At 66.4% G+C, this 19,872-nt stretch carries 15 protein-coding genes and 1 pseudogene; 13 read left to right on the plus strand and 3 right to left on the minus strand.

Going from position 1 to position 19,872, the window contains the following annotated elements; translation table 11 throughout:
- The 8 genes from xerC to QE373_RS02835 all read left to right on the plus strand — a co-directional run bounded on the left by xerC (position 1) and on the right by QE373_RS02835 (position 8,974).
- Positions 1-900, plus strand: coding sequence for a tyrosine recombinase XerC (xerC, locus tag QE373_RS02800; RefSeq protein ID WP_309683407.1), 900 nt, complete (start codon positions 1-3; stop codon positions 898-900).
- Positions 901-1,135: 235 nt separating this feature from the next.
- The gene (locus QE373_RS02805) at positions 1,136-1,669 is read left to right on the plus strand and encodes a hypothetical protein (RefSeq protein WP_309683409.1); all 534 of its coding nucleotides are present in this window, start codon (positions 1,136-1,138) and stop codon (positions 1,667-1,669) included.
- 105 nt (positions 1,670-1,774) lie between these two features.
- Positions 1,775-2,326 carry an ATP-dependent protease subunit HslV gene (gene hslV, locus QE373_RS02810; protein WP_309683411.1) on the plus strand — a complete coding sequence of 184 codons (552 nt, stop codon included), beginning with the start codon at positions 1,775-1,777 and terminating at the stop codon, positions 2,324-2,326.
- Between the two features lie 87 nt (positions 2,327-2,413).
- A complete protein-coding gene (gene hslU, locus QE373_RS02815; protein ID WP_309683413.1) occupies positions 2,414-3,787 on the plus strand; it encodes an ATP-dependent protease ATPase subunit HslU in 1,374 nt (457 codons plus the stop codon).
- A 350-nt stretch (positions 3,788-4,137) separates the two neighbouring features.
- On the plus strand, positions 4,138-4,668 hold the full coding sequence (locus QE373_RS02820; RefSeq protein WP_309683415.1) for a hypothetical protein: 531 nt from the start codon (positions 4,138-4,140) through the stop codon (positions 4,666-4,668).
- A gap of 270 nt (positions 4,669-4,938) precedes the next feature.
- Complete coding sequence (locus QE373_RS02825) at positions 4,939-5,484, plus strand: fimbrial protein (RefSeq protein ID WP_309683416.1); 546 nt, start codon at positions 4,939-4,941, stop codon at positions 5,482-5,484.
- 78 nt (positions 5,485-5,562) lie between these two features.
- Positions 5,563-6,309: a fimbria/pilus periplasmic chaperone gene (locus QE373_RS02830; protein WP_309683419.1), complete on the plus strand. Its 747-nt coding sequence runs from the start codon at positions 5,563-5,565 to the stop codon at positions 6,307-6,309.
- 100 nt (positions 6,310-6,409) lie between these two features.
- On the plus strand, positions 6,410-8,974 hold the full coding sequence (locus tag QE373_RS02835; RefSeq protein WP_309683421.1) for a fimbria/pilus outer membrane usher protein: 2,565 nt from the start codon (positions 6,410-6,412) through the stop codon (positions 8,972-8,974).
- A 74-nt stretch (positions 8,975-9,048) separates the two neighbouring features.
- Here QE373_RS02835 and QE373_RS02840 read toward each other — a convergent pair whose 3' ends face one another.
- Positions 9,049-9,708, minus strand: a complete 660-nt coding sequence (locus QE373_RS02840) for a TetR family transcriptional regulator (protein ID WP_309689523.1) — start codon at positions 9,706-9,708, stop codon at positions 9,049-9,051.
- A gap of 187 nt (positions 9,709-9,895) precedes the next feature.
- On the opposite strand from QE373_RS02840, the pseudogene smeD reads away from it, so the two are divergent.
- The 3 genes and pseudogenes from smeD to QE373_RS02855 all read left to right on the plus strand — a co-directional run bounded on the left by smeD (position 9,896) and on the right by QE373_RS02855 (position 15,671).
- Positions 9,896-11,127 (plus strand): annotated as a pseudogene (gene smeD, locus QE373_RS02845) (multidrug efflux RND transporter periplasmic adaptor subunit SmeD).
- Positions 11,128-11,139: 12 nt separating this feature from the next.
- Positions 11,140-14,286 (plus strand): multidrug efflux RND transporter permease subunit SmeE, encoded by a 3,147-nt coding sequence (gene smeE, locus QE373_RS02850; RefSeq protein WP_123698925.1) that lies wholly within the window; start codon positions 11,140-11,142, stop codon positions 14,284-14,286.
- Complete coding sequence (locus QE373_RS02855; RefSeq protein ID WP_309683424.1) at positions 14,283-15,671, plus strand: efflux transporter outer membrane subunit; 1,389 nt, start codon at positions 14,283-14,285, stop codon at positions 15,669-15,671. The genes smeE and QE373_RS02855 overlap by 4 nt, the downstream gene beginning before the upstream one ends.
- A gap of 212 nt (positions 15,672-15,883) precedes the next feature.
- Here QE373_RS02855 and QE373_RS02860 read toward each other — a convergent pair whose 3' ends face one another.
- Positions 15,884-16,210, minus strand: a complete 327-nt coding sequence (locus QE373_RS02860; RefSeq protein WP_057508904.1) for a hypothetical protein — start codon at positions 16,208-16,210, stop codon at positions 15,884-15,886.
- A 175-nt stretch (positions 16,211-16,385) separates the two neighbouring features.
- Entirely contained in the window at positions 16,386-16,838 is a 453-nt protein-coding gene (locus QE373_RS02865) for a nucleoside deaminase (RefSeq protein WP_057508905.1), read from the minus strand.
- A 77-nt stretch (positions 16,839-16,915) separates the two neighbouring features.
- Between QE373_RS02865 and ubiE the strand changes: the two genes are divergently transcribed.
- Both ubiE and QE373_RS02875 read left to right on the plus strand, forming a co-directional pair.
- The gene (gene ubiE, locus QE373_RS02870; protein ID WP_042615017.1) at positions 16,916-17,677 is read left to right on the plus strand and encodes a bifunctional demethylmenaquinone methyltransferase/2-methoxy-6-polyprenyl-1,4-benzoquinol methylase UbiE; all 762 of its coding nucleotides are present in this window, start codon (positions 16,916-16,918) and stop codon (positions 17,675-17,677) included.
- A 193-nt stretch (positions 17,678-17,870) separates the two neighbouring features.
- Positions 17,871-19,802: a M1 family metallopeptidase gene (locus tag QE373_RS02875; RefSeq protein ID WP_309683431.1), complete on the plus strand. Its 1,932-nt coding sequence runs from the start codon at positions 17,871-17,873 to the stop codon at positions 19,800-19,802.
- The last annotated feature ends 70 nt before the right edge of the window (positions 19,803-19,872 follow it).

The following is a 19,872-nucleotide window of genomic DNA, read 5'->3' on the forward strand; positions in this document are numbered from 1 at the left end:
ATGAACGATGCAGTGCCGGCATTCCTGCAGTACATGACCGTCGAGCGCCGCATGTCGGCGCACACGCTGGATGCCTACCGGCGTGACCTGGACGCGCTGCAGCGCTGGGCCGAAGCCCGCGAGCGCAGCGTGGATGCGCTGGACGGGGAACACCTGCGCAGCTTCGTCGCCGATGAGCATCGTCGCGGCCTGTCGGCCAAGAGCCTGCAACGGCGTCTCTCGGCCTGCCGGGGGTATTACGCGTGGCAGCTCAAGCACGGTCGCCTGCAGGTGGATCCGACCCTGGGACTGAAAGCCCCGCGTGCACCACGGCGCCTGCCGCAGGTGCTGGATGCCGACGAGGCCGTGCGGCTGGTCGAACTGCCTCCCGACGGTGACCTGGGAAGGCGTGACCGCGCGCTGCTGGAACTGTTCTACTCCTCTGGCCTGCGCCTGAGCGAACTGTGCGCGCTGACCTGGCGCGACCTGGATTTCGCCAGCGGGCTGGTCAACGTGCTCGGCAAGGGTAACCGGCAGCGCCGGGTACCGTTCGGGCGTCCCGCACGCGAGGCGCTGGAAGCCTGGCGTGCGGAAACCAACGGTGCCCCCGCAGCGCCTGTTTTCCCGGGGCGCAACGGCCCCATCAGCCAGCGCGCGGTACAGGTGCGGATAAAGCAGTTGGCGCAACGCCAGGGCCTGTTCAAGCACGTGCACCCGCATATGCTGCGGCACAGCTTCGCCAGCCACATCCTGGAATCCTCCGGAGACCTGCGCGGCGTGCAGGAGCTGCTCGGGCATGCCGACATCGCGACCACCCAGATCTATACCCACCTGGATTTCCAGCACCTGGCCAAGGTTTACGACGCCGCGCACCCACGGGCCAAGCGCCAACGCCGCGCTGGCGACGGCGCCGCCGACTGACCCTGCGTCGATTTCTGCACGTCGTGGCAGGCAACGGCAGCGCAGGCCGCCAGCCATCCACGCACATGCGCGGGGCAGGGCGACGGCGGATGTCCGGAACGGCTTGTTACGGCGCAGAAGGAAAGCGTTCAGACGCGTCCTGTTCCCGGCGTACGCGGGTTGGGCGAACGTGCAGCTTCGCCGCTGCCCGCCCTGCGCAGGAGCGGCCTGACCTGATCAGACCGGAGTCGACGTCGTGCGCAAGATCAACGCGGTAATGGGATTGGCCATCGCTTGCCTGACCGGCAGCGCGGCGGCGCAGCAGGGGCACATTTCCTTCGATGGCCTGGTCATGAGCCAGACGTGTGTGATTTCCGGCAACAGCGGAGGGGGGAGCGGTCCGGACTTCACCGTGAACCTGCCGTCGGCGCCCCGCACCAAACTGCGCCAGCAAGGCGACCGCGGAACCCCGTTTCCCTTGTTCGTGGTAATCGGCAGCGGCGAGCGCCCCTGTCTCCATCCACGGTTGCGTGCGCTGTTCCGCAATGGAGGCCACACCAATGCCGCCGGACGCCTGACCAACCAAGGCAGCGCGCGCAACGTGGACGTGGTGGTGATGAACAGCAACGGCGAGGATGTGAACCTGTTGACCAACGAGAACTCGCAGGTCGTCTCCATCGATCGGTTCGGCATCGGCGTGCTGCGCTTGGACGCTGCCTACTACGCTACGGCTGCGGCGGTTGAGGGTTCGGTACGGGCACAGGTGGAGTACGTGATCACCTACCCGTGAGCGGGCCCCGCGATTGCGGGCATCCGCTGAACGGCTTCCTACCGCCACGGCTTGATGGCAGCCGGCTCTGTCCCCATGTCCTCCGCACAGCTTACCGGAGGCCACATGGACCCCAGCCAGAACCCCACCGTTTTCCACGCCACCACCATCGTCTGCGTCCGCCGCGGTGACAAGGTGGCCATCGCCGGCGACGGCCAGGTCACCCTCGGCCACACCGTGATGAAGGGCAATGCACGCAAGGTCCGCCGGCTGGGCCGTGACAACCAGGTGCTGGCCGGCTTCGCCGGTGCGGCGGCCGATGCGTTCACCCTGTTCGAACTGTTCGAGGCCAAGCTTGAAAAGCACGGCCAGCTGCAGCGTGCCGCCGTCGAACTGGCCAAGGACTGGCGCACCGAGCGCCGCCTCGGCAAGCTCGAAGCGCTGCTCGCCGTCGCCGACCGCGAGACCTCGCTGATCATCAGCGGCACCGGTGATGTGATCGAACCGGAGGACGGCATCATCGCCATCGGCTCCGGTGGCTCTTACGCCTTGTCTGCCGCACGCGCGCTGATGGCGCATACCGAACTGGATGCCCGCAGCATCGCCAGCGAGGCGATCGGGATTGCCGGCGACATCTGCATCTACACCAACCGCAACGTGGTGGTGGAAGAGCTCTGAACCTCCGCCCCGCGCCGTGCCGGTTCCGGTCGGCACGCGTTCCGGTAGCGCCGGCCCCGGTCGGCAATCCTCATTCGCGAGCACCCCATGTCCAAGAATTTCGAGAACACGTCCGCTTCCATGACCCCGCGCGAGATCGTGCAGGAACTGGACCGCCACATCGTCGGCCAGCACGATGCCAAGCGCGCGGTGGCCATCGCGCTGCGCAACCGCTGGCGCCGCATGCAGTTGCCGGCCGAGCTGCGCGACGAAGTGATGCCGAAGAACATCCTGATGATCGGCCCGACCGGTGTCGGCAAGACCGAGATCGCCCGTCGCCTGGCGACGCTGGCCAATGCGCCGTTCGTCAAGGTGGAAGCTACGCGTTTCACCGAGGTCGGCTACGTTGGCAAGGACGTCGAGCAGATCATCCGTGACCTGGCCGATACCGCGGTCAAGCTGTACCGCGAACAGGCCAAGCTGCGCGTGCGCACGCAGGCCGAAGAACGCGCCGAAGACCGCATCCTCGATGCGCTGTTGCCGCGTCGCAGCGGTGGCATCGGGTTCGACCCTGAAGCCGCGCGCAACGAGCCGTCTTCGCAGGACAACGAGACCCGCATCAAGTTCCGTCGCATGCTGCGCAATGGCGAGCTGGACGAGCGCGAGATCGAGCTTGAGATCGCAGCCAACGTCAGCATGGACATCATGACCCCGCCGGGCATGGAGGAAATGGGCCAGCAGCTGAAGTCCATGTTCGCCAACCTCGGTGGCGCAAAGTCGAACAAGCGCACGCTGACCATCAAGGCCGCGCGCCCGCTGCTGCAGGAAGAAGAAGCGGCCAAGCTGGTCAACGAAGACGACGTGCGCAGCGCGGCCATCGAGGCGTGTGAGCAGCACGGCATCGTGTTCATCGACGAGATCGACAAGGTCGCCAAGCGCGGCGACAACGTTGGCGGTGGCGATGTGTCGCGCGAGGGCGTGCAGCGTGATCTGCTGCCGTTGGTGGAAGGGTCCAACGTGTCGACCAAGTACGGTACGGTCAAGACCGACCACATCCTGTTCATTGCCTCCGGTGCGTTCCATCTGGCCAAGCCCAGCGATCTGATCCCGGAGCTGCAGGGCCGCTTCCCGATCCGCGTCGAACTGACCGCGCTGAGCAAGCAGGATTTCATCCGCATCCTGACCGAACCCAAGGCGGCACTGACCAAGCAGTACGAAGCGCTGCTGGCTACCGAAGGCGTGAAAGTGGCCTTCAGTGGGGATGCGATCGACCGGCTGGCCGAGATTGCATTCCAGGTCAACGAGCGGCAGGAGAACATCGGCGCCCGCCGTCTGCATACGGTGCTCGAGCGTCTGCTGGATTCCCTGAGCTACGAGGCCCCCGATCGCGATGGCGACACCATCGACATCGATACGGCGTACGTGGACAAGCACCTGGGTGAGCTGGTCAAGGATCCCGACCTGAGCCGCTACATTCTCTGATACCACAAGGCCGCCGAAAGGCGGCCTTTTCGTATGCAGCCGTGCGGGGCGTGCGGCACGGTCCGCTGCGCTCGCCGGCCATGGATCGGCGCTGGCAGTGAGCGCCGTGACGTGGTCGGGACGGATTGTCCTCGATGTCATCCCGGATGTGCGCCCACACGTGCTCCTGCTCACACTGCTTCTGTGATTGCATCCGGCACATCTTCCGCCGGCGCCGCGTCTTGCGTCGCGTCCTAGTCTGCCTGCTCCCGCGTTCCTCGACGATGGCCTACCGGTGGCATGCAGTTTCCGGGTACGAAGGGCATTGGACGAAACAAGGAGCTCATTTCATGCGACATGCATCAACAGGCTTGTCCGCCACGCTTTCGCTCATCCTGTTCGGCGCGAGCGGCGCCGCGCTGGCGCAGAGTGGCGACATCACCTTCAATGGCGCGGTCTCGACCGTCACCTGTGAAGTTTCCTTCGACGGGGTGGTCGGCAATGATGCGACCGTTACCCTGCCCAAGGTCGCGACACGTTCGCTGCTGTCGGGACAGAGCGGGGGCCGCACCCCGGTCGTGGTACGGATCAGTGGTGCTGACCCTGTCTGTTCGAGCGATCGTCTGGCGATTGCATTGAACACTGACCGATCAGCGAACCTGCTCAACGGTCGATTGCGTAACGCGGCCATCGGCGTGGGCGGCGGCACCAACGCCGTGGTGGGCCTGCGCGATGCGCAGGATGCGCCGATCAACCTGACCGGTGGCGCCGTGCTGAGGCCGGTTGCCTCAGTCGGCGGCGGCGCGGAATTCACCTTCTCCGCCGAGTACTACGCCGACAACCAGGACGCCGTACCGGGCGCCTTCCAGGCCCCGTTGCGCTACACCCTCAACTATCCCTGATCCACCGAGCCGGGCGCTACGCGGCACGGCAGCCCCACGACGGGAACGGGACGCACCTCGGACGCGTGCGATGGCAGCTCGCTACGTAGTGCGCTGTCTTTGCAGACCTGCCGGCGTCGCCGTGCTCCCCGTTCATTCCCGTCCTATCAAATGCCGGCAGTTCGGTTACCAGATCAGGCATCAAGGACGAGACAGTCCTTCCGGCCGACATCCTGCCAAACCGGATCCCGCCGAGCTGGCTACACCTCCATCACAAAGGATTTTACCTACATGAACAAGCTTGCTATCGCGCTGTCGGCCGCCCTGGCCATTGGTGCCTCCTTCTCTGCTTCGGCGCAGAGCGGCACCATCACCTTCAACGGCGAAATTACCGCCACCACCTGCACCATCACCTGGCCGGGCAGCGGCGGCACCGCCACCGATCCCATCGTGACCCTGCCGACCGTGCCGACCACTGCCCTGGCATCTGCCGGTGCCACGGCTGGCAAGCAGGCCGTTTCGCTGGTGATCGGCGGTTCCGACGCGCAGTGCACCAGCGGCCATGCAGCGATCGAACTGAACCCGAACCGCGACGCCAACCAGGCCAACGGCTATTTGAACAACACCGCGACCGTTGACCCGGCAACCAACGTGCAGATCGCCCTGCGCGACGCCAGCGACGCCCCGATCAACATTGCCACCCCGTGGCGTTCGGCTGAAATCGACCTGTCGACCACCCAGCAGATCGACTTCGCTGCCGAATACCGCAGCACTACCGCCGCCGCCGGCCCCGGCAACGTGACCGCGAGCGTGGGCTACACCATCGATTACAAGTAATCCATCGGCTGTCGCAACACCGGTCGGGGCCTCAGGGCCCCGCCCCCCCGGGCCGCGGCCCGCAACAAATGACCTGTCATGAACCTGATCCGTACCGGATTCCTCTGCTGTGTAGCTGTTGCCTCGCTGCTGGCCAGTGTTTCGGCCGACGCGGGCGTCATCGTGCACGGCACCCGTCAGATATTCCCCGGCAACCAGCGCGAGATCACCGTGCGCGTGGAAAATGTCGGCCAGAAGGCATCGCTGGTGCAGGCGTGGACCGACGCTGGTGACAAGCTGGCCGCCCCGGAAGAGAGCGTCACCCCGTTCGTGCTGCGTCCGCCGGTGTTCCGCCTGGACGGTGGCAAGTCGCAGTCGCTGCGCATCCTGTTTACCGGCGGTGACCTGCCGCAGGATCGCGAAAGCATCTTCTACCTCAACGTGCTGGATATCCCGCCGGTGCCGCAGAACGGCGAGATCGCAACGGGCAACTACCTGCAGTTCAGCCTGCGCACGCGCACCAAGCTGATCTACCGCCCCAGCGGACTGGACGACGCCGGCACGGCGCCGCAGAAGCTGCAGTGGAGCCTGGTGCCGGACGCGAAGGGCTGGGCCCTGCAGGCCACCAATCCCACCCCCTATTACGTGCATGTCGGAACGCTGGGCCTGCGCGTGCAGGGCGTCAACCACCCTGCGGTCGACCCGCAGATGATCGCGCCGCAGTCCACCGAGCGCTATGCGCTGGACAGCCTGCGCGCGCGTCCGAGTGGCGGCAACGTGCAGTTCGACTACATCAACGACTTCGGCGCCAGCATCGGCCAGTCCGTGCCGCTGTCCGGCAACTGATCCGCGGCGCCCGCCGCCGCTCCGCCCCCGATGGATGCGACATCGGCTGATGCCTGTCCCTGGCAGGTGTCGCCGCCGCGTGCCTTCCTGGAGATCATCCATGCTGTTCCGCAGCCCGACATCGTCAGCGCCGAAGCCGTGCCGCCTGGCCTTTGCCGTGGTGGGTGCCTTGTTTCCCGCCGTGGCGTGGGCGGCGCACGACGTGGAGTTCAACGCGCAGTTCCTGCAGGGTTCGCAGGCCAGCGCGCTGGATCTGAGCCGGTTCGAGAGGGGCGAGGATGTGCCGGGCATCTACAGTGCCGACATCAAGGTCAATGGCGTGGTTGTCGCGCGGCGTGAGGTGGAACTGCGCGCGCTGGATAACGGCTCGACCGCGGTGTGCCTGTCGCCGGAACTGATCGCGGTGCTGGGCGTCGACGCCGCGCGCCTGCCGCAGCCTGGCAGCGCCACCGATGGCGAGGGACAGCCGATCCAGCTGCAGCCGTTGCCCGCCTCGGTCAGCTGCGAGCCCCTGTCCACGTTCATCCCGCAGGCCAGCGTGCGCTTCGACGCCGGTGAACTCGCGCTGGAGGTCAGCATCCCGCAGGCCTACCTGTCGCGCGATCCGCGTGGCTGGGTCAGCCCGGAACTGTGGGACGACGGCATCAGTGCGGCGATGCTGGGCTATTCCATCAGCCACCAGCGCATCCAGTCCCGTGGCTACCAGCGGCAGTCGACCAGCGCGATGCTGAACACCGGCATCAACCTGGGGGCCTGGCGCGTGCGCCATGACGGCTATCTGTCGCAGGCCAGCGGGCGCGGCACGTCGTATCGCGCAGGGCGCAGCTACGCCCAGCGTTCGATCGCCTCATCGGGCACCGAGCTGACCGTGGGCGAGGCCAGCACCAGCGGGGACCTGTTCAATGGGGTCAGCTTCCGCGGCGTCAGCGTGGCCACCGACCCGCGCATGCTGCCGGAATCGCAGCGTGACTATGCCCCCACGGTGCGCGGCGTGGCACAGACCAGCGCGCGGGTGGTGATCCGCCAGCGCGATGCGGTGCTGTACCAGACCAACGTGGCCGCCGGTCCGTTCGAGATCAACGACCTGTACGGAACCGCCTATGCCGGCGACCTGGACGTGGAAGTCATCGAAAACGATGGCCGCGTGCAGCGTTTCGTGGTGCCGTTTGCTTCCGTGCCGCAACTGCTGCGCGCTGGCCAGCACCGTTTCAACGTCACCGTGGGCACGTTGGACGATGCGTGGCTGCGCGATACTCCGGCGTTGCTGGAGGCCACCCTGCGCAAGGGCATCAGCAACCGCTTCACCGGGTTTGGTGGGGTCACCGCCAGCGATGGCTATGCGGCCGGCCTGATCGGCGGCGCGCTGAATACCCGCTTCGGTGCGTTTTCTGGCGATGTGACGGTGGCCCGTACGCAGCTGCGTGGCACGCTGCCGACGTCGGGTTCGCGCATGCAGGGTCATTCCTACCGGCTGGCATTCAGCAAGGATATTCCGGCGACCGGCACCAATCTGTCGATGGCCGCGTATCGCTTCTCGACCCAGGCATATCTGTCGCTGGAAGATGCGGCGCGGCTGCGCCAGCAGCTGGCCGACGGTGAAGGCGGGCGCCTGTTCGCACGCGAGCGCTCGCGCCTGGACATCAACCTCAGCCAGCGCCTGGGCGAAGGTGGCGCGTCGCTGTACGCCAGCGCCAGCAGCGTGGACCACTGGAGCCAGGACCAGCGGCGCACGAATTTCTCGGTGGGCTACGCCGACCGGATCGGTCCTGCCAGCTACAGCCTGTCGGCGCAGCGCAGCCTGGAACGCAGCCTGGGCGGCGGCGCGGCCCGCGAGGGCAACAGTTTCCATGTGAACGTGACCGTGCCGCTGGGAACGCGCAGCAACGCGCCGCGCCTGGTCACCGCGGTGAACCGCAGGAGCGATGGTCGCGACGACGAACGTGCCGGCGTCACCGGCACGTTCGGCGAGCGTCGCCAGGGTGGCTACAACGCGTCTATCAGCCGCTACGGCGGCAAGGGGGCGAACGTCGATGCCGGCGTCAGCTACCAGGCATCGGTGGCCACGCTCAACGCCGGCTACAACCACGCCTCCGCCAGCCGTGGGCTGAGCCTGGGGGCGACCGGTGGCGTCGTGCTGCATGGCGATGGCGTGGTGTTCGCCCAGCAGCTCGGTGACACCATCGCGCTGGTGCAGGTGCCCGATGCCGCGGGCGCGACGCTGGACAGCACCGTGGGCGTCAAGACCAATGCGAAGGGGTATGCAGTCGTCCCTTACATGACCCCGTTCCGCCGCAATGAAGTGACGGTGGACCCGAAGGGCTTGCCGTTGGACGTGGAGCTCAAGACCACCTCCGTCATCGGCGTGCCGACGGCCGGCGCGGTGGTCAAGCTGGTGGTGCCCACCAGCAACGGGCGCAGCGCATTGATCGAGGCATTCCAGGCCGATGGACAGGCATTGCCGTTCGGGTTCGACGTCTACAATGAAGCAGGCGAAGTGGTGGGCGTGGTCGGCCAGGCCAGCCGCCTGTGGGTGCGCGGCATCGAAGAGGCGGGCCGCTTGACGGTGCGCTTGGGGGCCAATGGCGCCCAGCAGTGCGTGATCGACTACAGCGTGCCTGCGGGCAACAGCGGTGAGCTGATCACCGCCAACTGCGCGGCGCCCTAGACCATGGCGGCAGGGGCGGGCGCCGACGCTTCGAAGGTCGGATCCCGGTAAGCATCGCGCTGCCGCCGTCGCGTCTACAGCGGCGTCGGCGCGCTGCCTGCCTCGAAGACGCCTTCCTTGACATACGCTGCCAGCGTCATGTCCAGCGCCAGCATCCCATCGCGGCGGATGTCCATCAGGTCCGGCTCCACCATTGCCCCGTGCAGCACGCCCAGTACCGTGGCGTGCAGCATCCGCGCGGCCACTTCGGGGTTCGCGCCCGGCTTCAGCTGGCCCAGTTGTCCGGCCCGGCGCAGCGCGCGCGCCATCCGCTCCAGACCATCGCGGAACCCTTCCTGCTGGAGGTCCGCCAGCACCTTGCTGTCCGCCGATGAATCACTGCGCAGCATGATCTCCATGGTGTTGCGCAGCCGTTCGTCCTGCGCCAGGTCGATCAACGAACCCAGGATCACCGAACGCAGATCCAGCACGGGGGTGTCGCGCGACTCGGTGGCGGCGCGGTCGAGTTCCTGCATGAAGGGCAGGCGCACGCGCTCGATCACCGCCGCCAGTACGTCGATCTTGTTTTTGAAGTGCCAGTACACCGCGCCGCGGGTGTAGCCGGCACGCGCACCGATCATTTCCAGCGTGGTGCGGGCCACCCCGTGCTCATGGAAGCAGGATTCGGCGGCGTCGAGGATCCCTTCGCGGGTCGCCTGGGTTTCCTCTTTGTGGTCTTTCGGGCCATTGCTCAGGATGTGGCTGAAACGTCAATGAATCATAGCGCTTTACAAACAAACAGTCATGTATGTATATTTCCTGCCCATGATTGCCGTCGCTATTGGCCGCCTCTGGAACGAGGCGGGCGGGCGGCTGCCGAACTGCCGCCGGGCTTGGCTTGGCGCTACCGCTACCGAACTCCCGCCATCGAGACCCTCCCCCATGTTCCTGTCCCGTATTCGTCCCCTTGCCTTGTCGTTGGCTGTTGCCGCGACCGTGGCCGCCTGCGGCGGTGGCGATGACCAGCCGCAACAGCAGGGCCCCGGCCAGGTCACCGTGGTGACCCTCAAGGCGGAATCGGTGTCGCTGACCCGCGAACTGCCCGGCCGCACCACGGCGTTCCTGGTCGCCGAAGTGCGTCCACAGGTCAATGGGATCGTCGGCAAGCGGCTGTTCACCGAAGGCAGCCTGGTGACTGAAGGCCAGCCGCTGTACCAGATCGATGACGCCAGCTATCGCGCGCAGTCCAACAATGCACGTGCCCAGCTGGCCCGGGCCGAGGCCACCGCCAATGCATCGAAGTTGAGCGCGGCGCGCATCACCGAGCTGGCCAAAGTGGATGCGGTCAGCAAGCAGGACCTGGAAAACGCGATCGCCGCGCAGAAGCAGGCCGAAGCCGATGTAGGCGCCGCGAGGGCATCGCTGGATGCGGCCAACGTGACGCTGGGTTACGCGCGCATCACCGCCCCGATCAGCGGCCGCATCGGCAAGTCATCGGTCACCCAGGGCGCGCTGGTCAGCGCCGCCCAGACCGAAGCGCTGGCCACCGTGCAGCAGCTGGACCCGATCTACGTCGACCTGACCCAGTCCGCCGCCGAGCTGCTGCAGTTGCGCCGCGAACTGGCCGCCGGCCGCCTGCAGGACAACCAGACCCTGCCGGTCAGCATCCTGCTGGACGATGGCAGCACCTTCGACCAGCAGGGCACGCTGGAGTTTTCCGAAGTGAGCGTGGACCCGACCCGACCACCGGCAGCTACGGCCTGCGGGTCAAGGTCGCCAACCCCGAAGGCGTGCTGATGCCGGGCATGTACGTGCGCGCGGTGATCGGCGGCGGCGTGCGCAATGGCGCGCTGCTGGTGCCGATGCAGGGCATCGCACGCGATGCCAAGGGCGATACCAGCGCGATGGTGGTCAACAAGGACGGCAAGGTGGAAGTGCGCCCGGTCAAGGTGAGCCGCGCACTGGGTGACAAGTGGCTGGTGGAAGACGGCCTGCAGGCCGGCGACAAGGTGATCGTGGAAGGGCTGCAGAAGATCGCGCCGGACATGCCGGTGCAGGCCACCGAGAAGGGCAGCGAACCGGCCAAGCCGGCCGCAACCCCGGCCGCCCCGGCCGCCGCGTCAGCCGACGCCGCCGCACCCGCCCAGGCTCCGGCCGGCACCGACGCGCAGTAAGCGGAGAATTCCATGGCACGTTTCTTCATTGATCGACCCATCTTCGCGTGGGTGATCGCGATCATCATCATGCTCGCCGGCGCCTTGGCGGTGACCACCTTGCCGGTGTCGATGTACCCGGAAGTGGCCCCGCCCGCCGTCGAGATCTCCGCCACCTACCCGGGCGCTTCGGCCAAGGTGGTCGAGGACTCGGTGACCCAGATCATCGAGCAGAACATGAAGGGCCTCGACGGGTTGATCTACTTCTCGTCGAACAGTTCGGCCAACGGCCAGGCCACCATCACCCTGACCTTTGAATCGGGCACCAACCCGGACATCGCCCAGGTGCAGGTGCAGAACAAACTGCAGCTGGCCATGCCGCTGCTGCCGCAGGAAGTGCAGCGGCAGGGCATCAACGTGGCCAAGTCCAGCAGCGGGTTCCTGCAGGTGCTGGGCTTTGTGTCCAACGACAACAGCATGGACGCCAACGACATCTCCGATTTCGTGGGCTCCAATGTCGTCGATCCGCTCAGCCGCGTGCCGGGCGTGGGCAACATCCAGGTGTTCGGCGGCAAGTACGCCATGCGCATCTGGCTGGACCCGAACAAGCTGCACACCTACAAGCTGTCGGTGGATGAAGTCACCGCGGCGATCACTGCGCAGAACGCACAGGTGGCGATCGGCCAGCTCGGCGGCGCACCGTCGGTGAAGGGCCAGCAGCTCAATGCCACCATCAATGCGCAGGACCGCCTGCAGACCCCGGAACAGTTCCGCAACATCCTGGTGCGTGGCGGCACCGACGGCAGCGAGCTGCGGCTGGGCGACGTGGCCCGCGTGGAGCTGGGGGCCGAAAGCTACGATTTCGTCACCCGTTACAACGGCAAGCCGTCCACCGGCATCGCCATCACCCTGGCCACCGGCGCCAATGCGCTGGATACCGCCAATGGCGTGCGCGCGGCGCTGGAAGACATGAAGGCGACCTTCCCGGCCGGCCTGGAATCGGTGGTGCCGTATGACACCACCCCGTTCGTGCAGGTGTCGATCAAGGGCGTGATCAAGACCCTGATCGAGGCGATCGTGCTGGTGTTCGTGGTGATGTACCTGTTCCTGCAGAACTTCCGCGCCACCCTGATCCCGACCATCGCCGTCCCGGTGGTGCTGCTGGGCACCTTCGGCGTGCTGTCGGTGCTGGGGTTCTCGGTCAACATGCTGACCATGTTCGCGATGGTGCTGGCGATCGGCCTGCTGGTCGACGATGCCATCGTGGTGGTGGAGAACGTGGAGCGGATCATGGCCGAAGAGGGCCTGTCGCCGCTGGAAGCCACGCGCAAATCGATGACCCAGATCACCGGCGCGCTGGTGGGCATCGGCCTGGTGCTGTCGGCGGTCTTCGTGCCGATGGCCTTCATGGGCGGCGCCACCGGCGTGATCTACCGGCAGTTCTCCGCGACGATCGTCTCGGCGATGGGGTTGTCGGTGCTGGTGGCGATCGTGCTGACCCCGGCACTGTGCGCCACGATGCTCAAGCCGCTGAAGAAGGGCGAGCACCATGTCGCACACAAGGGCTGGTCGGGCCGCTTCTTCGGTGGATTCAACCGTGGCTTCGATGCGTCCAGTGAAAAGTACCAGCGCGGCGTCAAGGGCATCATTTCCCGCCCGTGGCGTTTCATGGGCGTGTTCGCAGCGCTGTCGGTGGTGATGGTGCTGCTGTTCATGCGCCTGCCCAGTTCGTTCCTGCCCAATGAAGACCAGGGCATCATGATGGCGCTGGTGCAGACCCCGGTGGGCTCGACCCAGGAGCGGACGCTGGAGGCGATGGCCAAGCTGGAAAACCATTTCCTTGAAAACGAGGGCGAAGCGATCGAATCGATCTTCGCCATCCAGGGTTTCAGCTTCGCCGGCATGGGCCAGAACGCCGGCATGGCCTTCGTCAAGCTGAAGGACTGGAAGGACCGTGATGCCGAGCAGAGCGTGGAAGCAGTCACCGGCCGTGCGATGGGCGCACTGAGCGGCATCAAGGATGCCTTCATCTTCGCCTTCCCGCCGCCGGCGATGCCGGAACTGGGCATCGGCTCGGGCTACACCTTCTTCCTGAAGGACAACAGTGGGCAGGGCCACGAGGCCCTGCTCAACGCGCGCAACCAGCTGCTGGGTGCCGCCGGGCAGAGCAAGCTGCTGGCCAACGTGCGCCCGAACGGCCAGGAAGATACCCCACAGCTGCGCATCGACGTGGACGTGGAAAAGGCCAATGCGCTTGGCCTGAACATGACCTCGATCAACAACACGCTGGCTACCGCGTGGGGCAGCAGCTACATCGATGACTTCATCGACCGTGGCCGGGTCAAGCGCGTGTACGTGCAGTCCGATGCGGACTTCCGCATGAACCCGGATGACTTCAACGTGTGGTCGGTGAAGAACAGCGCCGGTGAGATGGTGCCGTTCAGTGCCTTCGCTTCCAAGCGCTGGGACTTCGGTTCGCCGCGCCTGGAACGCTACAACGGTGTGTCGGCGATGGAAATCCAGGGCGAGCCGGCGACCGGCGTGGCATCGGGTGATGCCATGAACGAGATCGAACGCATCGCCAAGGACCTGCCGCCGGGCTATGAGATCGAATGGACCGCGTTGTCCTACCAGGAGCGCCAGGCCGGCTCGCAGACGCCGCTGCTGTACTCGCTGTCGCTGCTGATCGTGTTCCTGTGCCTGGCCGCGCTGTATGAAAGCTGGAGCGTGCCGACCTCGGTGCTGCTGGTGGCCCCGCTGGGCATCCTCGGTGCGGTGCTGGCCAACACGCTGATGGGCCTGGAGCGCGACATCTACTTCCAGGTCGCGATGCTGACCACGGTGGGCCTGACATCGAAGAACGCGATCCTGATCGTGGAGTTCGCCAAGGAAAACCTGGAAAAGGGCGCCGGGCTGATCGAAGCGACGATGCACGCGGTACGCGATCGCCTGCGTCCGATCATCATGACCTCGCTGGCCTTCGGCCTGGGCGTGCTGCCGCTGGCGATCGCCTCCGGCGCAGGTTCCGGTGCGCAGCGCGCCATCGGTACCGGCGTGCTGGGCGGCATGCTGGCCGGCACCCTGCTGGGCGTGTTCTTCATCCCGCTGTTCTTCGTGGTGGTGCAGAAGCTGTTCAACCGCAAGCTGCGCGACGCAGCAAAGTCGAGTGATACCCCATGAACAAGACGCCGTTGCTGCTGGCGCTGATCGCCAGCGTCGGGCTGGGTGGCTGTGCCACCCTGGTCCCGGGCCACACTGACGTGGCACCGTCCATTCCGGCGCAGTGGCCGGCCGAAGCGGGCCAGGGCCGCCCTACCGATGCCGCCGAACTGGGCTGGCGCGATTTCTTCACCGATCCGCGCCTGCAGCAGGTGATCGAGCAGGGCTTGGCCAACAACCGCGACCTGCGCGTGGCCGTGCTGAACGTCGAACGTGCGCGCGGCCAGTACCGCATCCAGCGCGCCGACCGCGTGCCTGCGCTGAACGTGCAGGGCCAGATGGAGCGCACCGGCGGCGATATGCCGGTGAGCGAACAGTTCACCGCGGGGTTGGGGGTGGCGGAGTTCGAACTGGATCTGTTCGGGCGCGTGCGCAACCTCAGCGAAGCGGCGCTGCAGCAGTACTTCGCGGTGGCCGCCAACCGCCGCAATGCGCAGCTCAGCCTGGTCGCGGAAACCGCCACGGCGTGGCTCACCTTCGGTGCGGACAGCGAGCTGCTGCGGATTTCCGAGGCGACCCTGGCCAGCCATGAGGATTCGCTGCGGCTGGCACAGGCGCGTTTCGAACGCGGCGGCAGTTCGGCCTTGGAGCTGGCACAGACACGAACGCTGGTGGAAACCGCACGCACCGATGCCGCGCGGCTGCGCGGCCAGCTGCAGCAGGACCGCAATGCGCTGGCGCTGCTGATCGGCGGCCCGGTGGATGAGGCACTGTTGCCGGCCGGCAACAACGACCTGCAGCTGCTGGCACTGGCGCCGCCGCCGGCCGACCTGCCCAGTGACGTGCTGCTGCGACGCCCGGACATCATGGCGGCCGAGCACACCCTGCTGGCGGGCAACGCCAACATCGGCGCTGCACGTGCGGCGTTCTTCCCCAGCATCCGGCTGACCGGCACGCTGGGCAGCAGTTCGACCGAGTTGTCCGGCCTGTTCGACAGCGGCACGCGGGTGTGGAGTTTCCTGCCCACCATCAGCCTGCCGATCTTCCAGGGCGGCAAGCTGCGGGCGGGACTGGCGGTGGCCAACGCAGACCGTGACATCGCCCTGGCCGAGTACGAAAAGTCGATCCAGGTGGGCTTCCGCGAAACTGCGGACGCACTGGCGTTGAGCACCAGCCTGGACGCGCAGGCGGCGTCGCAGCAGGCGCTGCTGGCGGCCGCCACGCAGGCCGAGCAGTTGTCGCAGGCGCGCTATGACGCTGGGCTGGACAGCTTCGTCACCCTGCTGGATGCGCGGCGCACGGCCTACAGCGCGCAGCAGAGCCAGTTGCAGACCGCGCTGGCTCAGCAGTCCAACCGCATCACCCTGTACAAAGTGCTGGGCGGCGGCTGGCGCGAACGCAGCTGAGCCATCGGGTAATGAAAGCCGCACCGGGGTAGTGACGGCCGCACCGGTGGTAGTGACGGCCGCTGGCCGTCATCTTGCTGCCCGTAGTGACGGCCGCTGGCCGTCAGCTTCCTGCCTGGGTGGGTGACGACCGTCGGTCGTCACGCTGTCGCCGCTGCGCTCGCCGAGCACGGCTCGGCGCTACCCTGGCTGGCGGCGCGACGTCGCGTCCGTCAGGCGATCAGCCGCGGCCGGTCGGCGCTGTGGATCATGCTGGACACGTAGACGTGGTCCCACACCTGCTCGATGAACTCACGCGCCTGCGCCTCGGTCAGCCGCGGCATGATCTGCAGCGCGTACTGGGTCTGGAAGGCTTCCTCGCGCTGCTCGTTGCTGGCGCGCGGGTGGGTGATCAGCGAATCGCAGGCGAACTTTATCCACGGGACGAAGTGGCCGAAGGAGCCGGGCCCCATCGCGCCGTCGGCATGTCGTTGGCGCCAGTGATTCAGCTCTGCCTCCACGTCGATGACCGGAGGGACATTGGGTGCATCTGCGCGCATGGCTCTGACTTCTTATGGATGATGGGGGGGTGGGGGAGACCCGATCATCGCTATCGGCCAGTGCACGCAGCGTCATTGCTGCGTGCAATCAGCGTGGCCTTGTCGTTCTTCGCCAACGAGCCGGCAGGCCGCTACGACGTTTTTCCCACGCTGGCGCTGAAGTATTCAGGGAAACTCATTCGCCGATGTCTTCGTCCCAGATCTCCGGGTGGCGTTCAATGAAGTTGCCCAGCAGGTCCACGCACTCCTGGTTGTCCAGATCGATCACGTTCACGCCGCTCTCGCGCAGCCAGTCGATGCCGCCCTGGAAGGTGCGCGATTCGCCCACCACCACGGTACCGATGTTGAACTGTCGGACCAGCCCGCTGCAGTACCAGCACGGGGCCAGCGTGGTCACCATGATGGTGTTCCTGTAGCCGCGCTGGCGGCCGGCCTTGCGGAACGCATCGGTTTCGCCGTGCACGGACGGGTCACCTTCCTGTACGCGACGATTGTGGCCACAGCCGAGCAGGCGCCCATCATTGTGGTAGAGCGCTGCGCCGATCGGCACGCCACCCTCGGCAAGCCCCTGGCGGGCCTCGGCGATGGCGGTCTGCAGCAGGGCCTGGTAGTCGGGCGTGGTGATCATGTGGGTCTCCGTGAAGTCAGGGGGCCATGATAAGGGCAGGGGGTGCCGCCGGCCCCGCGCGGTGCGATAATCAGCCCATGAGCGAATCCCCCTACAAGTCCGGAACCACCCATTTCGGCTTCCGCGATGTCGATGCAAAGGACAAGCAGAAGCTGGTCGGCCAGGTCTTCACCTCGGTCGCGCGCAACTACGACCTGATGAACGACCTGATGAGCCTGGGCGTGCACCGGGTGTGGAAGCGCTACTACGTAGCCACCGCGCAGGTGAAGCCGGGTGACCGCGTGCTCGATCTCGCCGGCGGTACCGGTGACATCGCCGCCCTGCTGAAGGAGCGGGTCGGTGCCGAGGGTGCCGTCGTGGTGGGCGACATCAATGCCGGCATGCTGTCGGTCGGCCGCGACCGCCTGACCAACCGCGGCCTGGTGGCCGGGCTGGATTACGTGCAGTGCAATGCCGAGGCGCTGCCGTTCCCGGATGCCAGCTTCGATCTGGTGACCATTGCCTTCGGCCTGCGCAACGTGACCGACAAGGATGCCGCGCTGCGCGAAATGCACCGCGTGCTGAAGGTGGGCGGACAGGCCCGCGTGCTGGAGTTCTCCGAAGTCACGCTGGACTGGTTCAAGCCGATCTACGACTTCCATTCGTTCAAGGTGCTGCCGAAGCTGGGCCGCCTGTTCGCGCGTGATTCGGACAGCTACCAGTACCTGGCCGAGAGCATCCGCAAGCACCCGCCGCAGGAAGAACTGAAGGCGATGATGGGCGAGGCCGGCTTCGAACGCTGCCACTACAAGAACCTGTCGGCCGGCATCGTGTCCATCCATTCCGGCTACAAGCTGTAAGGGGTCGCGCCGGGCCATGCTCGGCGTCAGGGAGCCCGCCGATCCCCGCCGGGCATGGCTATGCCGGTCGTCCTGACCTGACCCTCCGGGCCGTCGCAAGCGACGTTGGCAGCGGCTCCTGCTGCTGCCTTCGGCGCTACCAGGTGCGGTTCAGGGGTAAAATCCCGGTTTACCCCTGAAACGGTCTCGATTCATGCGTACCCCGTTCCTGCTCATTCCGCTGGCCGTGGCGCTCGCCGCCGGCTGCTCCCAGGAGCCTGCAGCCCCCGCTGCCACGGCCCCGACCGCCCAGAAGGCGCCCGCCGCCCCCGTGAACGCCGAAAACCGCAGCCACGACGAAAGTTCCTATGCCGAGCCTGAGAAGGTTGTCATCAAGGACATCGCGCTGGACCTGAAGCTGGACTTCGACGCCAAGCAGATCGGCGGTACCGCGACCTACACCCTGGAATGGAAGGACAAGGACGCCAAGCAGCTGGTGCTGGACACCCGCGAGCTCAACGTGGCCAAGGTGGAGGCGGTTGCCGCCGACGGTGCGCGCAGTGCGCTGCCGTTCGTGCTGGCGCCGGTCGACAAGGTCTTCGGCAGCAAGCTGACCATCGAAGCGCTGGCCCAGCCGACCAAGGTCGAGATCAGCTACCACACCGCACCGACCGCCTCGGGCCTGCAGTGGCTGGAGCCGTCGATGACCGAAGGCAAGCAGTTGCCCTTCATGTTCAGCCAGTCGCAGGCCATCCACGCCCGTTCCTGGGTGCCGCTGCAGGACACGCCGAGCGTGCGCTTCACCTACAGCGCGCACGTGACCAGCCGCCCGGACGTGATGGTGCTGATGAGCGCCGACAACGATCCCAAGGCCGCGCGTGACGGTGATTACACCTTCAAGATGCCGCAGCCCATTCCGTCCTACCTGCTGGCCATCGCGGCCGGTGACCTGGTGTTCGAGCCGATTTCCGGCCGCTCCGGCGTCTGGGCCGAACCGACCATGGTCGGCAAGGCCGCCAAGGAATTCGAAGACACCGAGAAGATGATCGGTGCGGCTGAAAAGTTGTACGGCGAGTATCGCTGGGGCCGCTACGACATGCTGGTGCTGCCGCCGTCGTTCCCGTTCGGTGGCATGGAAAACCCGCGCCTGACCTTCGCTACCCCGACCGTGATCGTCGGCGACAAGTCGCTGGTCTCGCTGGTGGCCCACGAACTGGCGCACAGCTGGTCGGGCAACCTGGTGACCAACGCCAGCTGGAAGGACATCTGGCTCAACGAAGGCTTCACCACCTACGTGCAGGGGCGCATCACCGAAGCGCTGTACGGCAAGGAGATGGCCGAGATGGAGCGCCAGATCGACCAGACCGACCTGCTGGCCGAAGTGAAGGACATGAGCCCGGCCGACCAGGCGCTGGCGCTGCCGCCGTTGAACGAGCGTGACCCGGACGAAGCCCTGAGCCAGGTCGCCTACGTGAAGGGTTCCTGGTTCCTGGAGTTCCTGGAACAGCGCTTCGGCCGTGAGGTGTTCGATCCGTTCCTGCGCGGCTGGTTCAACGACCATGCCTTCCAGAGCGCGAACACCGACCAGTTCGTCGAGTACCTGAAGAAGAACCTGCTGCCGAAGAACCCCAACGCGGTGACCGAGGCTGAACTGACCGCCTGGCTCGACCAGCCGGGCATTCCGGCGTTCGCGGCCAAGGCGCAGTCGCGCAACTTCAGCAACGTGGACACCGCGCGCATCGCCTGGGAAGGCACCGGCAAGCTGCCGACCAACCAGCTGACCGCCGAGTGGAGCACCCAGGAATGGGTGCGCTTCATCGACGGCCTGGGCGCCACCCAGCCGCTGGACAAGCTGGCCGCACTGGATCGCGTGTTCAAGTTCACCGGCACGCCGAATGGTGAGATCGCCATGCGCTGGTACCCGCTGGCCATCCGCAGCGGTTATGCCGAGGCCACCCCGGCGGCTTCGGCCTTCATCGAGCGGGTCGGTCGTCGCAAGCTGATCATGCCGATCTACGCTGAACTGGTGAAGACGCCGGAAGGCCTGGACGTGGCCAAGGCCGCATTTGAAAAGGCCAAGCCGGGCTACCACCCGATCACCACCGGTTCGGTGCAGGACATGCTGTCCAAGGCCGACGCCAAGTAAGCGGCCGATCGCTGCGGTAGTGACGGCCGCTGGCCGTCATGCTGCTCCGGTAGTGACGACCGTTGGTCGT

It is taken from the genome of Stenotrophomonas sp. SORGH_AS_0321, assembly GCF_031453215.1.
GTDB lineage: Bacteria > Pseudomonadota > Gammaproteobacteria > Xanthomonadales > Xanthomonadaceae > Stenotrophomonas > Stenotrophomonas chelatiphaga.